Genomic DNA, 18,833 nt, shown 5'->3' with positions numbered 1-18,833 from the left:
CGGTGGGACCACGCGTCCCACCGGGCCCCGTGACGTTTCCCTGCCTTTTTCGGCAGTGCTCCGACCTCGCGCTCCGACCCGCGCCCCGGGAAAGGAGCGGCGCCGGGGAAAACGGCACGACCACCGCGTACGGCCTTTGCGGAAACGATTCCTGAAATCGCCGGGAAACGCCACTGCCATTCCCGCGAAAACCCCCGGAAAGACATCTGCTACATCAGATCGCTTATTCTCCCGGACATGCGTCGCGGTACACCCGGGCACACCTTCTGCCTACGGGGGTAGGTGGTTTACATTCTGGCCGGTAGCGGACACAGAAATCGCCAAGTCACCCTTTGCGCACGGTCCGTGGTCGTGTTCTTTTATGAACTGGCAGGTAACTATCCCCCACGAAGGGTCCCCCTCATGCCCCCCACCCACCCGCCCGGACCGGGCCGACGCACCATCTTGCGCGGAGCGGCCGTGGCCTCGGGCGCCGCCATCCTCGGCGGGGCGTTCACCGTGGGCAGCGCCACGAGCGCCTCAGCCCAGGCCGCCCAGCCGTACCTGTACTGGCGCGGCTCCTGGAACGCCCGGCCGCCGTCGAGCCCGATCCAGGTCCTGGCCACGCGGCCCAGCTACATCGTGGTCCACCACACCGCCACGGCCAACAGCACCAACTACTCACTCGACCACGCCCTGGCCCTGTCCAAGTCGATCCAGAACTACCACATGGACAGCAACGGCTGGATCGACGCGGGGCAGCAGCTGACCATCAGCCGCGGCGGACACGTCATGGAGGGTCGCGACCGCACCCCGGAAGCCATCGCGGCGGGCCGACACGTCGTGGGTACCCACGTCGCCAACAACAACAGCACCTGCATCGGGATCGAGAACGAGGGCACCTACATGACCACGGGGCCCACGCAGGGCCTGACCAACTCCCTCGTCGCCACCCTGGCCTGGCTGTGCGGGGCCTACGGGCTCAACCCGCAGAGCGCGATCCGGGGCCACCGGGACTTCAACGCCACCGCCTGCCCCGGCAACGTCCTCTACGCGATGCTCCCCAACCTGCGCAACGCGGCCGCGAGCGTGCTCACGGCCCAGGGCATGGACGTGGACGCGCTGCGCGAACCCTCCGGTGAGGGCCCGACCTACCCGCCCGTGCCCGACGACGAGCCGGAGCGCGAGTTCTACCACGGCCCCGGCCGGGGAGCGGACGACTTCACCCGCTGACCCACCGCGAGGACGCTTCCCCGTTCAGCGTCACTCGTGACCGGATCCGGCGGTGCCCGTCGTCCCCCGGCGGGCACCGCCCTTTCTCTTCGCCCCTTCCGGCGGCCCTCCCCCGGCCCCACCGGCCCTGCCCGCTCCCCGGAGGGGCCGCGGGCGGCCCGCACCACCGCGTTCCCGACACCGTGGCGTGTCCCGGCCCGGCGGCCGGACGTCCCCGCTCAGCCTGAGCCGGCCCGGATCCGCTCGGTGATCCGGTCGACGTCCCAGCGCTCGGCGGCCGGCAGCGGGGTTCCGACCCCGTCGCGCAGGGCGTGGGCGCGTTCCAGGAGTTCGGCGGCCCCGCCGTGCTCCCCGGCCAGGGAGCGCGCCCCGGCCAGCCCCTCCAGGGCCAGCGCGACGGCCCTGGGGTCGCCGCTGCGCTCGGCCTCGGCCAGTCCCTGCCGGTGCAGGTCCAGCGCCACGGCGGCGTCGCCGCGCTGCTCGGCGACGAACCCCAGCTGGGTGAGGATGAACGCGGTCCCGATCCGCCCGTCCGCGCGCCGGTTCCACTCCAGGCGGCGGCGCAGCGACCGCTCCGCCAGGTCCAGGTCGCCCCTGCGGCGGGCCGTCAGTGCGATCCCCGCGTCGGCGAACTGCTCGGCCAGTGCGTCGGAGTGCTCCTGGGCCACGCGCAGCGCACGGTCGTGCAGGGCGTCGGCGCGGTCGAGGTCGCCGTCCAGGAACGCGATCCTGCCCAGACCGGACAGTGTGAGGGAGACCGTGTGCCACAGGCGCAGCTCCTCGGCGATCCTCAGCCCCTCCGTGTGCCGTTCGGCGGCACCCGCGAGGTCGCCGAGCGCCTCCACCGTCTGGGCGAGGACGTCGGAGGCCTGGAGGACACCCCACCGGTCCCCCAGTTCGCGCAGGACGCGCTCACCCTCGGACGCCAGGCGCAGGGCCTCCTCCAGGGAGCCCTGGACGAACGCGGTCTGGGCGAGACCGACCTGGCAGACGGCTGCCCCCCAGGGGTCGCCCGCCTCCCGTGACGCGGCGTACGCCTCCTCGGTCCGCCGCGTCGAGCGGTCCAGGTCGCCGAGCCCCCAGCGGGTGAGCTCGACGAACCAGGCCAACCGGGCGCGGGCGGCCGGGCCCGCGACGCCGGCGAGGTCGTCGGTGACGGTGGCGCGCCTGGCGCGGTCGTCCTCGGACGCGGGAACGGCCAGGGCCGTTCGCCACACGACGGCCTCGGCGCGCGCGGCCCCGGCAGGCCGGGGCCGGCCGTCCGGGGTCCGTGGTTCCGGGGACGCTACGTCCGCTGACGGGCCGGGGCGCGACGGTCCGGAGTGCACGGACAGGGCGGCGTCCAGGGCGGCGCGGGCCTCCCCGGTGCGTCCGCGCAGGTACCGGTACCAGCACAGGGCGCCCGCCAGACGGGCGGCCAGGTCGGCTTCGCGCTCGCCGACCGCGAACTCCAGGGCCGCACGCATGTTCGCGTTCTCACGGTCCAGGCGCTCCAACCAGTACCCCTGGTCGGCGCCCCGCACCAGGGAGTCGGCGTGTTCGGCCAGGTCGGCGAAGTGTGCCGCGTGGCGGGCCCGGGTCCGCCCCTCCTCCCCGGCCTCACGCAGGCGTTCGAGCGCGTACGCGGCCACCGACTCCAGGAGGTGGTAGCGGGTTCCCGCGGGGTGGTCGGAGGCCACGACGAGCGACCGGTCGACGAGGGAGCCGACCAGGTCCAGCACCTGTGCCGGGCGGACGTCGCCCGCGTCGGCGCAGACCTGCTCGGCGGTGGCCAGGTCGCAGCCGTCGGCGTGGACCGCCAGACGGGAGAGCACGGCGCGCTCCGGCGCGCCGAGGGGTTCCCAGCTCCAGTCGATCACCGCCCGCAGGGTGCGCTGGCGGGCGGGCGCGTCGCGGCGCCCCACCCCGAGGAGCGCGAAGCGGTCGTCCAGGCGGGCGGCGAGGTCGGCCGCCCGCATGTGGCGCAGCCGGGTGGCGGCCAGTTCGAGGGCGAGGGGGATCCCGTCCAGGCTGCGGCACACCGTGGCGACGGCCGGTGCGGTGTCGGCGTCGAGCGCGAACCCGGCGACCGCGGCCTCCGCCCTGGCGGTGAAGAGCCGGACCACCCCCGAGGCGGCGAGGTCCTCGGGGGTGTGGGCTCCGGGTTCGGGGAGGTCCAGCGGGGGGACCGCGTACAGGTGCTCGCCGGTGACGTCGAGGGGCACCTGGCTGGTGGCCAGGACGTGCAGGCCGGGGGCGGCGCGCAGCAGCCGTGAGACCGCGGCGGCGACGGGGGCCACGACGTGTTCGCAGTTGTCGAGGACCAGGAGGTGGTGCCCGCCCCGCAGGAGTTCGGCGACCCTGTCCAGGAGCCCGGGGCCGGGGGTGGCGCCGTCGTCGCGTACCCCGAGGGCGGCGGCCAGGACGGGAACGGGGTCGCCGCCCGGGGGCAGGCCAGCCAGCTCCACGAACCGCACGCCGTCGGCCGGGTCCCCGGCCGCCACCGCCAGGGCCAGTCGGGTCTTGCCGACCCCGCCGGGGCCCGTGAGGGTGACCAGGCGCCGGTCCCCGGCCAGGGAGCGCAGGGCGCGCAGGTGGGCGTCGCGTCCGACCAGGTCACCGGGGGGCACCGGCAGGAGGCCGGTCCCCGGAGGCGGGGGCTGCCGCGGTTCCGGGTGCCGGGGCGGGGCCTGGGCGGTCCGCCCCCGACCGCGTACCGGGCCCAGGGCCGGGTCCTGGACCAGGACGGCGCGGTGCAGGTCGGCCAGTTCGGGCCCCGGGTCGATCCCCAGTTCCGCGGCCAGCCGCGCGCGGAGGCGTTCGTAGGCGGCGAGCGCCTCACCCTGGCGGCCCGCGCCGTAGAGGGCGCGGATGTGGGCTGCGTGGAGGCGTTCACGGTAGGGGTGGCGGAGTGCCTCGTCGGCGAGCTCGGCCACGAGCGAGGAGTGTTCGCCCAGGTCGAGGCGGGCCAGGGCGCGCTCCTCCAGGGCGGTCACCCGCAGTTCGTCCCACCGCGCGGCGGCGGACAGGACGGGTTCGGTGTCCGCGGACTCGGAGAGGACCGGACCGCGCCACAGGTCGAGGGCGCGGGTGAACAGGTCCGCCCTGGTGCGGGGGTCGGCTTCTGCGCCCGCCCGCCGCAGGAGGTCCTCGAACCGGGCGGCGTCGACGTCGTCCGTCTCCAGCAGGTAGCCGGGCGCGCGGTGGCGGACCAGGGCGCGCCCTCCGGGTTCGGCGCGTTCCAGGTCGCCGCGCAGCTGGGAGACCCTGGCCTGGAGGACGGCGGCGGGCCGGGCGGGCGGGCGGTCTCCCCACAGGTCGCGGACGAGGCGGTCGGCGGGCACCAGCCTTCCCCCGGCCAGCAGCAGGGACGTGAGCAGTGCGCGGACCTTGGCCTCGCCGATCCTGACGGGTTCGTCGTCGTCGGTCCACACGGCCAGCGGACCCAGCACCCCGAAACGCATGCCCCAACCGTAGTGTCCCCGTGGGGGATCCGTGGCGGCCGCGGCCATCGTGGTGCTCACACGGGGAGGCCGCCGGGCCTCCCCACGGGGAGACACCTGGTGGGAACGATGAGCGAGTACAGCGGTAAGCGGGCCGTGGTGATCGGCGGGACGCACGGTATGGGTCTGGGCGTGGTCGAGGACCTGGTCGCCGGAGGGGCACGGGTCCTGCTGACGGGGCGCAACGAGAAGAACCTGGAGGAGGCGCGCGGCAGGCTGGGGCCGCAGGTGCACGTGGTGCGTGCCGACGCCGCCGACCTGGCCGACACCGAAGCACTGGCCGAGACCGTGCGCTCGACCCTGGGCGGGATCGACTTCCTGCACGTCAACGTGGGCACGGCGGAGTTCTCCCCCTTCACGGAGGTCACCGAGGAGTCCTACGACCACATGTTCGCGGTCAACACGAAGGGGGCGTTCTTCACGGTGCAGCGGCTGCTGCCGCTGGTCGCCGACGGCGGGTCCATCGTGTTCACCACGTCGGTCACCAACACGGGCGGGACCCCGGGGATGGGCGTGTACACCGGCACGAAGGCGGCCGTTCTGGGCTTCTCGCGGGTGCTCGCCTCCGAGCTCCTGCCGCGCGGGATCCGGGTGAACTCGGTGGCGCCGGGCTTCGTCGACACCCCCTCCATGGGCGTCAGGGGCCTCACGGAGGAGACCAGGGCCGAGCACAAGAGGGTCGGGGACGAGGCGACCCCCATGGGCCGCCACGGCACCGTCGCCGAGGTCGCGCGGGCCGTGCTCTTCCTGGGGTTCGAGGCCACCTTCACCTCCGGCGCGGAGATCCCCGTGGACGGCGGCCTCGGGATGGGCCTGTCCCCGTCCCTGTAGCGGGCCCGCCGGAACCGTTGCCGGTGTGACGCGAGGAAACGGGGTGGGCACCGGGCTCCGGGCCGACCGCCGTGGCCGGGGCGGTCGGCCCGGTCGGCTCCGCTCGTTAGGCTGACGCAGTGGAGCTTCGACAGTTGAGACACTTCGCCGCGGTGTGCGAGGAGCAGCACTTCACCCGCGCCGCCGAGCACCTCGGCATCACCCAGTCCGGCCTGTCCGCGTCGGTCCGCGCCCTGGAGAAGGACCTCGGCACCCAGCTCCTCCTGCGCACCACCCGGCGCGTGACCCCCACCCCGACCGGGCGCATGCTGTGGGCCGAGGCCCAGCGCATCCTCTCCGCCGCCGACGGGCTCAGGGACCTGGTGGCCGACCGCCACGGGGTGCGCGGCGCCCTGGCGCTGGGCACCGAGCAGTGCATGGGCGTGGTGGAGGCGGCACCCCTGCTGCACGCCTACCGCTCACTGCACCCGGAGGTGGCCATCAACCTCCAGCAGGCGGCCACGGGGCAGCTGATGGACCAGGTGAGGGCCGGGCGGCTGGACGCGGCCCTGGTGGCGGGCACGCTCGACGGCGAGGAGGGCGTGGACCTGACGCACATCACGGAGGAGCCGCTGATGCTGCTGGCCGGCCCCGACCACGCGATCGACACGGGGGACGTACTGGCCCAGCTGGAGCGGGAGGCCTATGTGGACCTGCACCCGGGGTGGGGCGCGCGGGACTGCGCGGACCTGGCGTTCGCGGAGTTCGGCATCACCCGCAGGGTGGCCCTCCAGGTCAACGACGTGTACACCCTCCTGGACCTGGTGCGCCGGCGGATGGGGGTCGCGGTCGTGCCGCGCCCGGTCGTGGACAAACCCCAGGCGGCGGGGCTGCTGAGCGCGCCCCTGCCCGGCGGCACCCGGTGGCGGGTGGGGTTGGCGACGCCCCGCGGGGCCCACCCCTCCAGCGCGACGAGGGCGTTCCTCGACCTGCTGCGCGAGGAGCACCCTATTGATGACTCCCACGCGTGAATCCCACACATCTCACATGTTGGACATGTGTGATCCCGGTGGGGCATGGTGGCGGGAGCGGGGCCCTCCGGCCCCGCCGAACAGCCACGTCTTGGGAGCAGAGATGTCTCAGCGGGTACAGGGTGTGATCTCCCGTGCCAAGGGAGCACCCGTCGAACTGACCACGATCGTGGTTCCCGATCCGGGCCCCGGGGAGGCCGTGGTCAGGGTCCAGGCGTGCGGGGTCTGCCACACCGACCTGCACTACCGCGAGGGCGGCATCAACGACGAGTACCCGTTCCTGCTCGGCCACGAGGCGGCGGGCGTGGTGGAGACCGTCGGCGAGGGCGTCACGAACGTCCGGCCCGGGGACTACGTGGTCCTGAACTGGCGGGCGGTGTGCGGTGAGTGCCGCGCCTGTCGGCGGGGGCGCCCCCAGTACTGTTTCGACACCCACAACGCCACGCAGAAGATGACGTTGGAGGACGGCACCGAGCTCTCCCCGGCCCTGGGCATCGGCGCGTTCGCCGAGAAGACCCTCGTGGCCGCCGGGCAGTGCACCAAGGTCGACCCCCAGGCCTCACCGGCCGCCGCCGGGCTGCTCGGCTGCGGGATCATGGCCGGGATCGGCGCCGCCGTCAACACCGGCGGGGTGACCCGCGGCGACTCGGTCGCGGTCATCGGCTGCGGCGGTGTGGGCTGCGCCGCCGTGGCCGGGGCCCGACTCGCCGGGGCGAACCGGATCATCGCCGTGGACCTGGAGGACCGCAAGCTCGACCAGGCGCGCGGGTTCGGCGCCACCCACACGGTCAACGCCTCCGCCGCCGACCCCGTCGAGGCGATCCGCGAGCTGACCGGCGGTTTCGGGGCGGACGTGGTCATCGACGCCGTCGGCCTGCCCTCGACCTACGAGCAGGCGTTCTACGCCCGCGACCTGGCGGGCACCGTGGTCCTGGTGGGCGTGCCCACACCGGAGATGCGCCTGGAGCTGCCCCTGCTGGACGTGTTCGGCCGCGGCGGCGCCCTGAAGTCGTCCTGGTACGGCGACTGCCTGCCCTCCCGCGACTTCCCCATGCTCGTCGACCTCTATCTCCAGGGCCGTCTGGACCTGGACGGCTTCGTCAGCGAGGAGATCGGCCTGGGGGACATCGAGGAGGCCTTCGTCCGCATGGAGCGCGGCGACGTCCTGCGTTCGGTGGTGCGGCTGTGAGCGGCGCGCGCGTGGAGCACCTGACCACCTCCGGGGTCTTCGCCCTGGACGGCGGCGAGTGGGAGGTCGACAACAACGTCTGGCTGGTCGGTGACGACGAGGAGGTCGTGGTCGTCGACGCCGCCCACGACGCCGATGCGATCGTGGCGGCGGTGGGCGGGCGCCGGGTCGTGGCCGTGGTGTGCACGCACGCGCACAACGACCACGTCAACGCCGCCCCGGCGGTGGCCGACGCCGTCGGCGCGCCCATCCTGCTGCACCCCGACGACCGGGTGCTGTGGGACATGACCCACCCGGGCCGCGCCCCCGACGGGGAGCTGTCCGACGGGCGGCCGGTGACCGTGGCCGGAACCGAGCTGACCGTGCTGCACACGCCGGGCCACGCACCGGGGGCGGTGTGCCTGTACGCGCCCGCGCTGGGCGCGCTGTTCAGCGGGGACACCCTGTTCCAGGGCGGGCCGGGGGCGACGGGGCGCTCCTACTCGGACTTCCCGACGATCGTGGGGTCCATCCGCGACCGGCTGCTCACCCTGCCTCCGGACACGGTGGTGTACACCGGGCACGGCGACTCGACGACGGTCGGCGCGGAGGCGCCCCACCTCCAGGAGTGGCTCGACCGGGGCCACTAGGCACACCGGCCACGGCGGTCCCGTGTACCCCGAGGGGCGTACACGGGACCGCCGTCACGCTGTCCGCTCCCGGCCCCTGCGACGCGGACGGCACCGGGGGCGGGGCGGGGCGGGGACCTTCTCAGTCGAGGAGCATCTCCCCGACCACCTCGCCCTCCACCACCCGCCCGGTGGGCCGGAACCCCAGCCCAAGGTAGAAGTCCTCCGGGCTCCCCTCCCCCGGCACCCACATCACCGTGAGCCGCCGGTTCCCGCGTCTGCGCGCCTCGTCGGCAACAGCCCCGACCGCGAACCGGCCGTAGCCCTTCCGCTGTGCGCCCTCGGCGATGTTGAGGCGCTAGGGCGTGTTCCGTGGATGCTTTCGGTTGATTCGGCGCTTGCGCCGATCGCCGCGAGCGGCCTCCAGGCAATCTCTCGCAAGACGAGTAGCGCAGGTCAGCCCGGGTCTGGCTGTCCAAGCGTGGTCGGCGCAGCGAGAGGCAGCCTGGCGGTTGCGAGCCCGGAATGATCCGCGGAACACGGCCTAGATGCCGCAGCGAAAGTCCGGGTCCTCCGCGTCCGGCTCGAAGTTGGCCATGACGAAGCCGACGGCCCCGTCCCCGTCCAGGATCAGCCGGGGCCAGGCGGTGGCGCGGGAGGCGTAGGCCTGGGCGAGGGAGCGGCCGACGGGGGCCACGAAGGCGTTCTGGTCCTCGCGGACCTTCACCTCCAGGGCGGTGCCGACGTTCTCGGGGGTGATCTCCGCGGTGCGGAGCGAGAGGGCGGGTGTGGTCATGCCAGGCACCCTATGTTCGGGTACGGTGCGGCGCCACGGGTTTTCCGGCGGTCCGGGCGGGTCGGCCGGCCCCCGCGAACCGGGTCCCGTACTCCATCGCCGCGAGCACTGCCAGGGCCGACTCCTCGGCCCGCGACACCAGCCGTTCCGTGTCGGCGAAGAGCCGCAGCGCGCCCGGCGCGAACGTGCCCAGCGCCCTGCGCACCCCCGGTTCGTCCCACCTGTCCCGCAGCCCCGCCACCGTGCCGGGCCAGTGCCCCTCCTGCACCGCGCCGCAGGCGACGGCGGTGAGCCAGGTGTCGAACAGCGGTCCACCGGCCACCGCTCCGCCGCCCGCGGCGTCGGTGAACCCCCCCTCGCGGAACTCGCCGCGCAGTTCCCGTTCGGTCGCGCCCCACCCCACGAGGACCTCCATCAGGGGGCGGTGGGCCTCGGGGACGTCGTGGGCGGGGTCCAGGGCCACGGCCTCACCGCTGTTCCAGCGCAGGAACGGCAGGGTCGGCGGGACGTCCAGCACCTCCCCGCCGAAGCGCGCGCCCTCCCGTGCGAAGCACACCGAGTGCCTGGCCCCGTGGCCTCCGTTGCCCTTGAGGCTCGCCAGTTCGCGGTGCTCCACCAGGTTGGGGACCAGGGCCAGGGTCCGTGCCCCCCTTGCGCGCAGGAACGCGAGGGCGGCCCGGTCGTCGGACCTGCCGTCCGCGCCTTTCATGAACTCGCCCATCTCCACCGCGAGGCCCCGGGGCAGGACCATTCCCAGAGTGGGCATGTACGGGTTGATCACGGGAACGGCCCCGGTGCCGGTGAACACCGCCCACCGGGCCAGGCAGGCGGTCCGCGAACCCCATTCCACGAAAAGGGCGAGGGCGGCGTCCGGGTGGTTTTCCACGGCGCTGCGCACCGATTCCAGGAAGTCGTCGCAAAGGCGGACGTCGTCCTGGAGGACGAGGTGGTGCGTGCTCTCGGCCGCGACCGCCAGCGAGAAGGCCACCTGTGAGCTGCGCAGGGAGCTGGGCGGCCCGTCCGGCTCCGGGTCGAGCGCCAGGTCGGCAGAGGGAAGCGCCAGCGCGTCGAGGACCCGGAGTGCGAAGGCCCGCCGGCCGGGGTGGGACATCACGGCGGCGGACAGCACGACAGGGGAAGGGGAGGGGTTTATCGGCATGCCGAAACACTACAAGAAGAACCCGAAAAGGCAAGCAGGAAAAAGAAAAAGGACTTTTTTCCTGCCGCCGACCCGGCCAGACTAACACAGGTGTTCCATGGGTTTCCCTTTCCGCTTTCCTTCCCTTTTTCTTTTCTCTGCACACTGCCGGACCGGCGGACGGACCCGGATGCTTCCCCTCCCCGAACACCCGGGATCGGCCGGCCTCAGTCCAGGCTGATCTCCAGGGGTCCGCTCGTGTCGGTGCGTACTTCGAGCGTGGCGGGGTCGGTGCCCTCGGGGACGTCGAAGACGGCCACCCCGGTCACCTGGTTGCCGGGGTTGACCTGTTCGTAGAACAGCGAGCCCTCCGCCCCCAGGGACGAGGTGGCCGCGTGGCTGTTCCCGTTGTCGTCGACGAGGGTCAGGTCGGCCTCGTCGAAGAACCCCGCCTCGTCGCTGATGTTCTCCACGGTCAGGTCGAGGAGTTGGAACTCCCCCTGCGCCTGTTCCTCCAGGTAGCCGTCGCTGTGGACGGAGGAGGACGAGATGCCGTCGACCGTGACCTCCCACTGGCCCGCGTCACCGGGTTCGCCGATGCCCACGGTCGGCTCCTCCTCGGTCGCGCCCTCGTCCTCCCCGGACGGTTCCTCGGACGCTCCACCGGGGTCGTCGTCGGCCGTGGTCCTGACGGGATCGGGCCCGTCGGAGAGCAGGACCACCGTGCATCCGACGAACAGCAGGACCATAAACACCACGCCTCCCGCGCAACCGAGCAGCACCCAGGGCCAGGCCGTCCGCTGGGGCGGCTGACCGTAGGGCGGGTACTGCGGACCGCCCGGCGGTTGCTCGTACATCGCACACCACTCTCTTCGCAAGACCCGGGGCGAAGAGTCCCGGACGCCTCCGGCCGTCCCAGGCGCCCGGGATGGCCGGCCTGTCCGGGCGCTCAGTCGACCTGGACCAGCAGCGGCCCTTCGGAGGACCACACGTCCGTCACCTCGACCGCCGTGATCTCGGTGCCCTCCGGCACGTCCACGGCGGCGGAGCCCGACACCTCGTTCCCCGGGTTGATCTGTTCGAGGAACAGGGCGTCGTCCCCCACGGACCCCTCCGAGGAGTGGGTGTTGCCCTCGTCGTCGATGAGGCGGATCGCCGAATCGTCGAAGGTGGTGGCCTCGTTCCCAGTGTTCTCCACGGTGAGGTCCACGATCGCGAACTCGCCCTGTGCCTCCTCCTCACTGAACTCGTCCCCGTAGGTGGCGGCCGTCTCGATGCCCTCCACGGTGACCTGCCACTGGCCGACCGTGCCGGGCTCGCCCATGCCGACGGTCTCCTCCGCCTCCTCCTCGCCGCCGGCCGGCTCCTCCCCGGCGGGCCCTCCGGAGAACACCGCCATCGTGCACGCGACGGCGAGGACGATGATCAGCAGTGCGGCGGCGCCGCAGCCGAGCAGCACCCAGGGCCAGGCCTTCCTCCTCTGCGGAGGCGGCGGCTGTCCGGGCGGTGGCTGCTGGGGGTTCGAAGGACCGCCCGGCGGTTGCTCGTACATCGCACACCACTCCCCTCGGGGGAAGGTCCGGCTCGGGGAGCCGACATATCCTCCCCTGCATCCAGCTTCGCCCCTGCGTGGGAGAAGGGAGGAATTCCTTGCACAAAGGGTTCTCGAACGGCGGTTCGACGTGTCGGCAATTCCTGGAAAAGCTCTGTTTTTCTTGACAACCACCACGCCCCGGAATGCTCCTCCGAGGCAGCCTGAGGCAGGTCGGATCAGCTTTCCTGAGTGGCTGGACTCCGACAGAGGCCTACGCGGCCCCTCCCCCGGCGGGAGCCGACGCGGGGCGCCGCCGGTTCCGAGGCTCGCCCGACCGGCCTCGGCGGGAGCGGACGAGCCACGGACCCGGCCACCCTGCGGCCCATTCAGATGTTATGATCATCTGAATGATGTGAGCATCTCGAAATGGCCGTGCAGGTGAGGAGCAGCGATGGTGCACCCGGTTCGGTACGCGGTGCGCCCGACCCCTCCGAGCGGTTCCACTCCCGGCGACGGGGCGAGGAGGGCGGTCTGACCATGGCGACTCGGCACCTGTACGTGGTGCGCCACGGCGCGGCGGATCCCTTCGGGGAGTTGACCGACGCCGGGAAGCGGCAGTCGGAGCTGGTCGGGGAGCGGCTGGCAGAGCTGCCGGTCGACACCGTGTGGCACTCACCCCTCACCCGGGCGGTGGGCTCCGCCCGGATCATCGGCGCTCGCCTGCCCGGCGTCGCCGTGCGGGAAGCGGCCGAACTTGTGGACCACGTGCCGTACGTACCGGACGAGACGCCCCCCGCGTGGGCGGGGTTCTTCGACGGGTACGACGCGGCGGAGGCCGCCTCGGGCCGGGCCCTGGCAGACGCGCTGATCCGTAGGTTCGCCCGCCCCGCCGCGACCGGGACGCACGAGGTCCTGGTCACCCACGCCTACCAGGTGGCCTGGCTGCTGCGGCACGCGCTGGACGCGCCACCAGAGCGGTGGCTCGGGCTGAACTGCGGGAACACGGCACTGACCGCGATCGAGTACCGCGACGGCGCGGCCCCGACGGTGCTGTCGTACAACGACATGGGCCACCTGCCGCCCGAACTGCGGTGGACGGGGTTCGGGCCCGGCACCCGGCCGTGAGGGCTGGTGGGGCACGGGCCGCCCCGGAGGCGGGTGAGCAGGTCAGAGGTCGAACCGGTCGCGGCGGAGCACGGCGTGTGCGTCGCCGAGGCGTCGGGCCTCATCGCGTTCGGAGTGGTCGCCCGACACCTCGTCGGCCCATGCCAGCAGTCGGTGCAGGTGGGCGTCGGCCGTGGTCGTGACGGCGCGGAGGCGGCCGAGGGCGACCTCGCCGCCGGTCCCGTCGATGGTGACGAGGGCGCCCTCTCCGACGGTGCGGCCTCCGACGGTCACCGTGGCCTCGGCGATGTCGACGGTCAGTCCGGCGATCCCCACGACGGCGGGCTTGCCCAGCGCCCGTGCGACGACCGCGGCGTGGCTGGCCGGACCACCGCGGGCGGTGACGATCCCGGTGGCGGCGGCCAGGCCACGCATGTCGTGCGGGGAGGTCTCCGGGCGTACCAGGACGACCGGGCCGTCCGCGGCCATGCGCACCGCCCGGTCTGCCGTCGTCGCCACCCTGCCGGACGCGACACCGGGACAGGCGCCCAGCCCCCGGGCCAGGATGTCGACCTCCCCCGTGGTGGCCATACGGGGTGTGCGAACGTGCCGGAGGTGCTGCGGTGAGACCCTGAGCAGCGCCTCGCGGCGTCCGATCACGGTCTCGTCGGCCAGGTCGGTCGCGACGCGGACGGCGGCGCCCCCGACGAACCGGCCGGGGCGCACCTGCAGCATCCACAGCTCACCGGACTGGAAGGTGAACTCGACGTAGCACGCGTCGCGGTAGTGCCCCTCGACCCGGTCCAGCGCATCGAGCAGGCCGCTCCACACGGCCGGTTCCCGGTCGGCGAGTTCGTGCAGGGGCCGGGTCAGCGCCCTGCCGGAGACCACGTCCTCGCCCTGGTGGCCGAACAGGACCTCACCGAACGGAGCGTTCCGACCGGTGTTGGGGTCGCGGCTGAAAGCGACCCCGGTACCGCTGTGCCGGTCGCGGTTGCCGAACACCATCTCCTGCACGATCACGGCTGTGCCAAGGTCGTGCGGGACGTCGTGGAGTTCACGGTAGGTGCGTGCGCGCGGTGTGTCCCACGACGAGAACACGGTTTCGACCGCCAGTTCCAGTTGGCGGGCGGCATCGTCCGGGATCGTCCGACCGCACCGCTGCCGGACGAGGTCGTGGACCGCTCCGATCGCCTCGGTGACGCGGGCTTCGTCTCCGTCCCCCTGCCCGGGGGCTCCGTCGAGGAGGGCTCCCCCGCCGGCCGCGTCCGGGTTCGTGATCGCGGAGGCGAAGCCGGACAGGAACCGCAACCGCGCGTGCAGCGCGAACAGCCGGTCGCCCGTCTCCGCCGCCAACCCGGCGGTGGCACCGCTCGTGAGGCCGAGGTTGAGGATCGTGTCCATCATGCCGGGCATCGACACACTGGCCCCGGAGCGGACGGAGACCGCCAGCGGTGCCCGTGGGCCCCCGAAGCGGCGCCCGGTGGAGGCTTCGAGCCCGGTGACGGCCGCCGCGAGTTCGTCGTCGAGGCCGGGTGGCAGGCGCCCCTCCCGCAGGAACGCGCGGCATGCGTCGGTGGTGACGACGAACCCGGCGGGCACCCGCAGGCCGAGGCGGTGGAGCGTCACGAGGCCGTGCGCCTTGGCGCCCAGTGTCTGGACCGTCCCCCGGGTCCGGGCGGAGAGCCGGCGGATCCACGTCATCGTGGGATCCCGAGTGTGGCGAGCAGGTCCTCGTGGAGCTCGGCCCACACGGTGTGGTAGGACGCGGTGCTGTCGGCCACGTACTCCAACTCGCCCGCGGCGGCGCGGTCGAGGGCTTGGCCCAGGCGGGTCCGGTAGCGGCCGAACCGGGGCAGGGCCGCGGACAGCTCGGCGCCGACGGCGGCGGCCCGCCGGTCGAACCCGGTGAACCGGTCCAGGACCCGGGCGTCGTAGGACCGGTCGCCGTGGTCGTTGACGGTCATGACGCCGTCGGTGGATCGGAGCTGCCACGCCGTGCAGAGGTCGAGCAGTTCCGGGTTGAGGACGAGGAAGGCGCCGTACGCCGCTGTCACGGCGGGGCGGGCACCCGCTGCCTCCAGTTCACCGGTGATCAGCTCCGCGTCCGCTAGACGGCCGTCGGCGGTCAGGCCCCACCCGCCGAAGCCACCGGCCGCGTGCGTGACGAGACCGGCGACCGCCAGGTCGATCAGCTCGGACTCGGCCTCGGACTCGCCGAGCCCGGTGGCCGCGGCCACGCGTGCGGTGCCGGAGTGTCCACCGCAGCGCAGGGCGTGCAGTACCAGCAGTCCCGTGCCGGTCATGGGGGTCCCGGGCCCGGTCATGTCCTGCCTCCCAGAACGTGCACGTCGGTCTCCGTCCCCGCGCCTGCGCCCGTCTGTTCGACGGCCGCCGCGGGCACGGGCACGCGTGGGCGCTCCTGCCGCAGCGCCTGAGCCAAGCAGACCATCACCACTCCTCTCCCATGCCGAGAACATCAGAATACTCTGACAATCTGAATGGTGTGAACATCTGGATTTTGGTGCGGTCGGAAGCGGAGAGTGCCGGTGGAGGGTACGGCCGGAGGACGCGGCCGCCATCCGGCGTCGGCGACCGTCTCAGCCGCCCGGCCGCCGGCGGGTCAGCGCGAACCACAGGCGCATGCGCTGCTCGGCGTCGGCCAGGTCCACGCCCAGGTCGCGCTCGATCCGGCCGATGCGGTAGCGGACGCTGTTGCGGTGGGCGCCGAGGTCGGCGGCGGCCCGGTCCCAGTTACCGTGCCGGGTGAGCCAGGCGTGCAGGGTGCGGCGCAGGAGGCGTGCGGGCTCGGTGTCGTCGGCGAGCGGTCCCAGGACACCGCGCGCGAGGACGTCGGCGCCCTCCGGGGCCAGCAGGGCCTCGAAGGGGTCGGTGTCCTCCCCCCACAGCAGTGGCCCACCGGCCGCGCGGGCGCGGGAGAGCAGGGAGGCCGCCGTGTGGTCGGCCCCTGGCAGGCCGTCGGGGGGCACCGGGCCGCTCAAAGCGCCGATCCACCCGTGCAGCACGAGTTGTTCCAGGCCTGCCCGGTGCTCGGCGTCACCGCGGTCCGCCAGGACCGCGCGCAGCAGTCCCGCGGTGCCGGGGGCGGTGTCCAGGACCCGGGTGTCCAGGGGCAGCCCGGCGGGCGCGGTGTGGCGCCCCCGGTCGGCGGGCAGGGCGTGCAGGACCCGGTAGGTCCCCGTGTCCCCGCCCCCCGTGAGCTCGGCGAGCAGGGGGAGGGCCTCCTCGGTGACGCCTCCGTCCAGGAGCAGCCCGGTGAGGAGGCGCCCCGGGGCGGGCGGCGCGCCCCGGTCGGTGCGTGCGAGCAGGTCGAGCAGAGCCGTCGCGGTGCGCAGGACCGCGCGGTCGGTGATGCCGAGCGGGTCCGGCCGCCCGACCAGGACCACCCCGTGGTCGTCGGGCGGCGAGCCGACGGTGTGCAGGAAGACCTCGTCCGCGCCCGCCCGCGCCTTGGCGCTGCGCGGCCCGTGCGGCAGGGTGAGCCGCAAGACGAGCTCCTGGAGTTCGGGGTCCAGGTCCCGCGGGGCTCCCCGTGTCGCGTGCCGTCCTCCGGGTGCGGGGTCCGAAGACGCCGGCGGGGCGACCAGCGCCCATCCCCCCAGGGCCTCGGCGAGCACGCGCAGGACGCGCTCCACGGGGGTGTCGGCGGTGACGGCGAGGGCGAGGGCCTGGTGCGCCTCCCCGAGGCGGCGCAGGTCGCGCAGCCTGCGCTCCTCCAGCTCGGCGCCGACGGCCTGGCTGACGGCGGCGAAGGGGGTGGGACGGGGCACCGAGACCAGCGGCAGCCCGTGCGCGTGGCACTGCTCGGCCAGGCCCGCGGGAACGGTGTCGTGGACGGGCGTGACGCCGAAGCCGATCGCGCTGATCCCCGCGCCGACCACGGCGTCCACGTAGGCGCGTAGTCCGGCGGTGGTCCGGGGCAGGTTGACCCCGGCGGTGAGCAGGAGCTCCCCACCGCGCAGGTAGGCGGAGGGATCCGTCAGCTCGCTGACCACGGCCCAGGTGATCCCCGGGTCACCCGCCTCGACGACGGTGGTCAGCGCCAGGTCGCGGCGGCCCGTGACCACGCCCAGCGGCACGGTGTGGACGTCGGTGCGGCGCGTTCCGCCGGCCATGGTGCCCCTTCCTCTCCGCCTGCGCGCGGCCGGGCTCCGCCGCACGCCCCGTGTCCCCCGTGTTGCGGGCGGGGGTGCGCCGACCGCTCCTTGTGGATCTTTCGTCCACATGTGAGGTCTTCATGGTGCGTTTCGTCCACTGGAGCGTAGCCGAGACGCTGCCTAACCTGACCGAAGCCAGTGTGACCTGCGTCAAAGCCGCCGCCGTTCACTCCCCCGCCCCCGCGTCCACACTTGGAGTGCCATGACCGTCGACCTCGCGGTGATCGCCGCCTACCTCCTGGGTATGGTCGCCCTCGGATGGTGGGGCATGCGCCGCGCCACCAGCAAGTCCGACTACCTGGTCGCCGGGCGCCGCCTGGGCCCGCTGATGTACGCGGGCACCATGGCCGCCGTCGTCCTCGGCGGCGCCTCCACCGTCGGCGGCATCGGCCTGGGCTACACCTACGGCATCTCCGGCGCCTGGCTGGTCGTCGCCATCGGCGTCGGCATCCTCGCGCTGCACCTGTTCTTCGCCAAGCGCGTCTCACGGCTGCGGGTCTTCACCGTGTCCGAGATGCTGGACCTGCGCTACGGCGGCAACTCACGGGTGGTGTCGGGGCTGGTCATGTGGGGTTACACCTTCGTGCTGACGGTGCCCTCCACCCTGGCGTTCTCCACCATCTTCAGCGGCCTGTTCGACCTTCCGCGCGCGGTGGCGATCATCGTGGGCGGCTCCATCGTGGTCCTCTACTCCACGATGGGCGGCATGTGGTCGGTGACCATGACCGACATGGCGCAGTTCGTCATCAAGACGATCGGGCTCGTCCTCATCCTGACGCCGGTCGCGATCTGGTCGGCGGGCGGCTTCTCCGGGATGCGCGAGGCGCTGGCGCCCTCCTACTTCGGCCCCACCGCCATCGGCGGGGAGACGATCCTGACCTACTTCGTCATCTACTCGCTGGGGCTGCTCATCGGCCAGGACATCTGGCAGCGCGTGTTCACGGGCCGCAACGACCGGGTCGCCAGGACCGGCGGCATCGGCGCGGGGATCTACTGCCTGGTCTACGGCGTGTGCGGAGCGCTCATCGGCACCGCGGCGGCCGTGCTCTTCCCGGACCTGGCCAACCCCGACGACGCGTTCACCATGATCGTCGAGGCGACCCTGCCCGTGGGCCTGGCCGGGCTGGTCATCGCCGCCGCCCTGTCCGCCGTGATGTCCACCGCCAGCGGCGCCCTCATCGCCTGCTCCACGGTGACCTCCACCGACCTGTGGCCCCAGGTGAGACGCCTGTTCGGGCGCGGCACCGGCCCCGCCGAGGGACGGGGGGACGACGAGATCGCCTCCAACCGGATCTTCACCCTGGTCCTGGGCGCGGCCACCATCGGCGTGGCCCTGGCCGTCGACAACGTCGTCGCGGCACTGACCCTGGCCTACAACCTGCTCGTGGGCGGCCTGCTGATCGCCATCCTCGGCGGCCTGGTGTGGAGGCGCGGCACCCGGGCGGGTGCCCTGGCCTCCATGCTCGCGGGGTCGGTGGCCGTCATCGTCACCATGGCCCTGACCGGGATGCTCGCCAACGAGCCGATCTACGTGGGGCTGGGCACCGCGCTGGTGGTGTACGTGGCGGTCAGCCTGCTGACCCCGCCCACCGACCCGGCCGTCCTGTCCGTCTGGCAGAGCCGCCTGCGCGGTCACGACGCACCGCCCGAAGGAACCGGAACGGGGGCCGCGGGCGCCGCCGCGCAGACGCCCGCGTCCCGGGACGACTGACCCACGGCTCCGACACCGACCCGCACCATCCGCGGACCGC

General features: G+C 73.4%; 15 protein-coding genes and 1 pseudogene. 7 read left to right on the top strand and 9 right to left on the bottom strand.

Translation table 11 applies throughout. The annotated features are described in order from the left end of the window. Window positions 1-402: 402 nt before the first annotated feature. Window positions 403-1,212, top strand: a complete 810-nt coding sequence (locus ACFWTE_RS21405) for a peptidoglycan recognition family protein (protein WP_378781420.1) — start codon at window positions 403-405, stop codon at window positions 1,210-1,212. Between the two features lie 218 nt (window positions 1,213-1,430). Here ACFWTE_RS21405 and ACFWTE_RS21400 read toward each other — a convergent pair whose 3' ends face one another. Continuing rightward, window positions 1,431-4,655, bottom strand: coding sequence for a BTAD domain-containing putative transcriptional regulator (locus tag ACFWTE_RS21400; protein WP_378781419.1), 3,225 nt, complete (start codon window positions 4,653-4,655; stop codon window positions 1,431-1,433). Between the two features lie 108 nt (window positions 4,656-4,763). Between ACFWTE_RS21400 and ACFWTE_RS21395 the strand changes: the two genes are divergently transcribed. From ACFWTE_RS21395 to ACFWTE_RS21380, 4 genes are all read left to right on the top strand, one after another. Then, complete coding sequence (locus ACFWTE_RS21395; RefSeq protein ID WP_378781421.1) at window positions 4,764-5,525, top strand: SDR family oxidoreductase; 762 nt, start codon at window positions 4,764-4,766, stop codon at window positions 5,523-5,525. 134 nt (window positions 5,526-5,659) lie between these two features. Next, window positions 5,660-6,535: a LysR family transcriptional regulator gene (locus tag ACFWTE_RS21390; protein WP_378781418.1), complete on the top strand. Its 876-nt coding sequence runs from the start codon at window positions 5,660-5,662 to the stop codon at window positions 6,533-6,535. Window positions 6,536-6,638: 103 nt separating this feature from the next. After that, the gene (locus ACFWTE_RS21385) at window positions 6,639-7,724 is read left to right on the top strand and encodes an S-(hydroxymethyl)mycothiol dehydrogenase (RefSeq protein ID WP_378781417.1); all 1,086 of its coding nucleotides are present in this window, start codon (window positions 6,639-6,641) and stop codon (window positions 7,722-7,724) included. After that, window positions 7,721-8,353, top strand: coding sequence for an MBL fold metallo-hydrolase (locus ACFWTE_RS21380; RefSeq protein ID WP_378781415.1), 633 nt, complete (start codon window positions 7,721-7,723; stop codon window positions 8,351-8,353). The genes ACFWTE_RS21385 and ACFWTE_RS21380 overlap by 4 nt, the downstream gene beginning before the upstream one ends. Window positions 8,354-8,474: 121 nt before the next feature. On the opposite strand, the pseudogene ACFWTE_RS21375 reads toward ACFWTE_RS21380, so the two are convergent. From ACFWTE_RS21375 to ACFWTE_RS21355, 5 genes and pseudogenes are all read right to left on the bottom strand, one after another. Continuing rightward, window positions 8,475-8,690 (bottom strand): annotated as a pseudogene (locus tag ACFWTE_RS21375) (GNAT family N-acetyltransferase); the annotation flags it as partial. A gap of 186 nt (window positions 8,691-8,876) precedes the next feature. Next, a complete protein-coding gene (locus ACFWTE_RS21370) occupies window positions 8,877-9,128 on the bottom strand; it encodes a hypothetical protein (RefSeq protein WP_378781414.1) in 252 nt (83 codons plus the stop codon). Window positions 9,129-9,138: 10 nt separating this feature from the next. Further along, complete coding sequence (locus ACFWTE_RS21365) at window positions 9,139-10,287, bottom strand: hypothetical protein (protein WP_378781413.1); 1,149 nt, start codon at window positions 10,285-10,287, stop codon at window positions 9,139-9,141. A 206-nt stretch (window positions 10,288-10,493) separates the two neighbouring features. Continuing rightward, a complete protein-coding gene (locus ACFWTE_RS21360) occupies window positions 10,494-11,123 on the bottom strand; it encodes a DUF4352 domain-containing protein (RefSeq protein WP_378781412.1) in 630 nt (209 codons plus the stop codon). A gap of 92 nt (window positions 11,124-11,215) precedes the next feature. Further along, window positions 11,216-11,818 (bottom strand): DUF4352 domain-containing protein, encoded by a 603-nt coding sequence (locus tag ACFWTE_RS21355; RefSeq protein WP_378781410.1) that lies wholly within the window; start codon window positions 11,816-11,818, stop codon window positions 11,216-11,218. 408 nt (window positions 11,819-12,226) lie between these two features. Between ACFWTE_RS21355 and ACFWTE_RS21350 the strand changes: the two genes are divergently transcribed. After that, the gene (locus tag ACFWTE_RS21350) at window positions 12,227-12,925 is read left to right on the top strand and encodes a histidine phosphatase family protein (RefSeq protein WP_378781408.1); all 699 of its coding nucleotides are present in this window, start codon (window positions 12,227-12,229) and stop codon (window positions 12,923-12,925) included. A 42-nt stretch (window positions 12,926-12,967) separates the two neighbouring features. Here ACFWTE_RS21350 and ACFWTE_RS21345 read toward each other — a convergent pair whose 3' ends face one another. From ACFWTE_RS21345 to ACFWTE_RS21335, 3 genes are all read right to left on the bottom strand, one after another. Then, entirely contained in the window at window positions 12,968-14,608 is a 1,641-nt protein-coding gene (locus tag ACFWTE_RS21345) for a pyruvate, phosphate dikinase (RefSeq protein ID WP_378781407.1), read from the bottom strand. Beyond that, window positions 14,605-15,231, bottom strand: coding sequence for a transcriptional regulator (locus ACFWTE_RS21340; RefSeq protein WP_378781406.1), 627 nt, complete (start codon window positions 15,229-15,231; stop codon window positions 14,605-14,607). Before ACFWTE_RS21340 ends, ACFWTE_RS21345 begins: the two co-directional genes overlap by 4 nt. Before the next feature lie 273 nt (window positions 15,232-15,504). Then, window positions 15,505-17,040 (bottom strand): PucR family transcriptional regulator, encoded by a 1,536-nt coding sequence (locus tag ACFWTE_RS21335; RefSeq protein WP_378781405.1) that lies wholly within the window; start codon window positions 17,038-17,040, stop codon window positions 15,505-15,507. Between the two features lie 244 nt (window positions 17,041-17,284). Between ACFWTE_RS21335 and ACFWTE_RS21330 the strand changes: the two genes are divergently transcribed. Next, a complete protein-coding gene (locus tag ACFWTE_RS21330; RefSeq protein ID WP_378781404.1) occupies window positions 17,285-18,793 on the top strand; it encodes a sodium:solute symporter in 1,509 nt (502 codons plus the stop codon). The last annotated feature ends 40 nt before the right edge of the window (window positions 18,794-18,833 follow it).

This window comes from Nocardiopsis sp. NPDC058631, assembly GCF_042716955.1.
Classification (GTDB): Bacteria; Actinomycetota; Actinomycetes; order Streptosporangiales; family Streptosporangiaceae; genus Nocardiopsis.
This window is presented reverse-complemented; position numbering and strand designations above follow the sequence as displayed.

Coding starts and splice junctions, on each gene's coding strand:
- ACFWTE_RS21370 (WP_378781414.1), bottom strand. CDS start 9,128: ATGACCACACCCGCCCTCTCGCTCCGCACCGCGGAGATCACCCCCGAG.
- ACFWTE_RS21340 (WP_378781406.1), bottom strand. CDS start 15,231: ATGACCGGGCCCGGGACCCCCATGACCGGCACGGGACTGCTGGTACTG.
- ACFWTE_RS21395 (WP_378781421.1), top strand. CDS start 4,764: ATGAGCGAGTACAGCGGTAAGCGGGCCGTGGTGATCGGCGGGACGCAC.
- ACFWTE_RS21330 (WP_378781404.1), top strand. CDS start 17,285: ATGACCGTCGACCTCGCGGTGATCGCCGCCTACCTCCTGGGTATGGTC.
- ACFWTE_RS21400 (WP_378781419.1), bottom strand. CDS start 4,655: ATGCGTTTCGGGGTGCTGGGTCCGCTGGCCGTGTGGACCGACGACGAC.
- ACFWTE_RS21345 (WP_378781407.1), bottom strand. CDS start 14,608: ATGACGTGGATCCGCCGGCTCTCCGCCCGGACCCGGGGGACGGTCCAG.
- ACFWTE_RS21385 (WP_378781417.1), top strand. CDS start 6,639: ATGTCTCAGCGGGTACAGGGTGTGATCTCCCGTGCCAAGGGAGCACCC.
- ACFWTE_RS21405 (WP_378781420.1), top strand. CDS start 403: ATGCCCCCCACCCACCCGCCCGGACCGGGCCGACGCACCATCTTGCGC.
- ACFWTE_RS21360 (WP_378781412.1), bottom strand. CDS start 11,123: ATGTACGAGCAACCGCCGGGCGGTCCGCAGTACCCGCCCTACGGTCAG.
- ACFWTE_RS21365 (WP_378781413.1), bottom strand. CDS start 10,287: ATGCCGATAAACCCCTCCCCTTCCCCTGTCGTGCTGTCCGCCGCCGTG.
- ACFWTE_RS21350 (WP_378781408.1), top strand. CDS start 12,227: ATGGCCGTGCAGGTGAGGAGCAGCGATGGTGCACCCGGTTCGGTACGC.
- ACFWTE_RS21335 (WP_378781405.1), bottom strand. CDS start 17,040: ATGGCCGGCGGAACGCGCCGCACCGACGTCCACACCGTGCCGCTGGGC.
- ACFWTE_RS21355 (WP_378781410.1), bottom strand. CDS start 11,818: ATGTACGAGCAACCGCCGGGCGGTCCTTCGAACCCCCAGCAGCCACCG.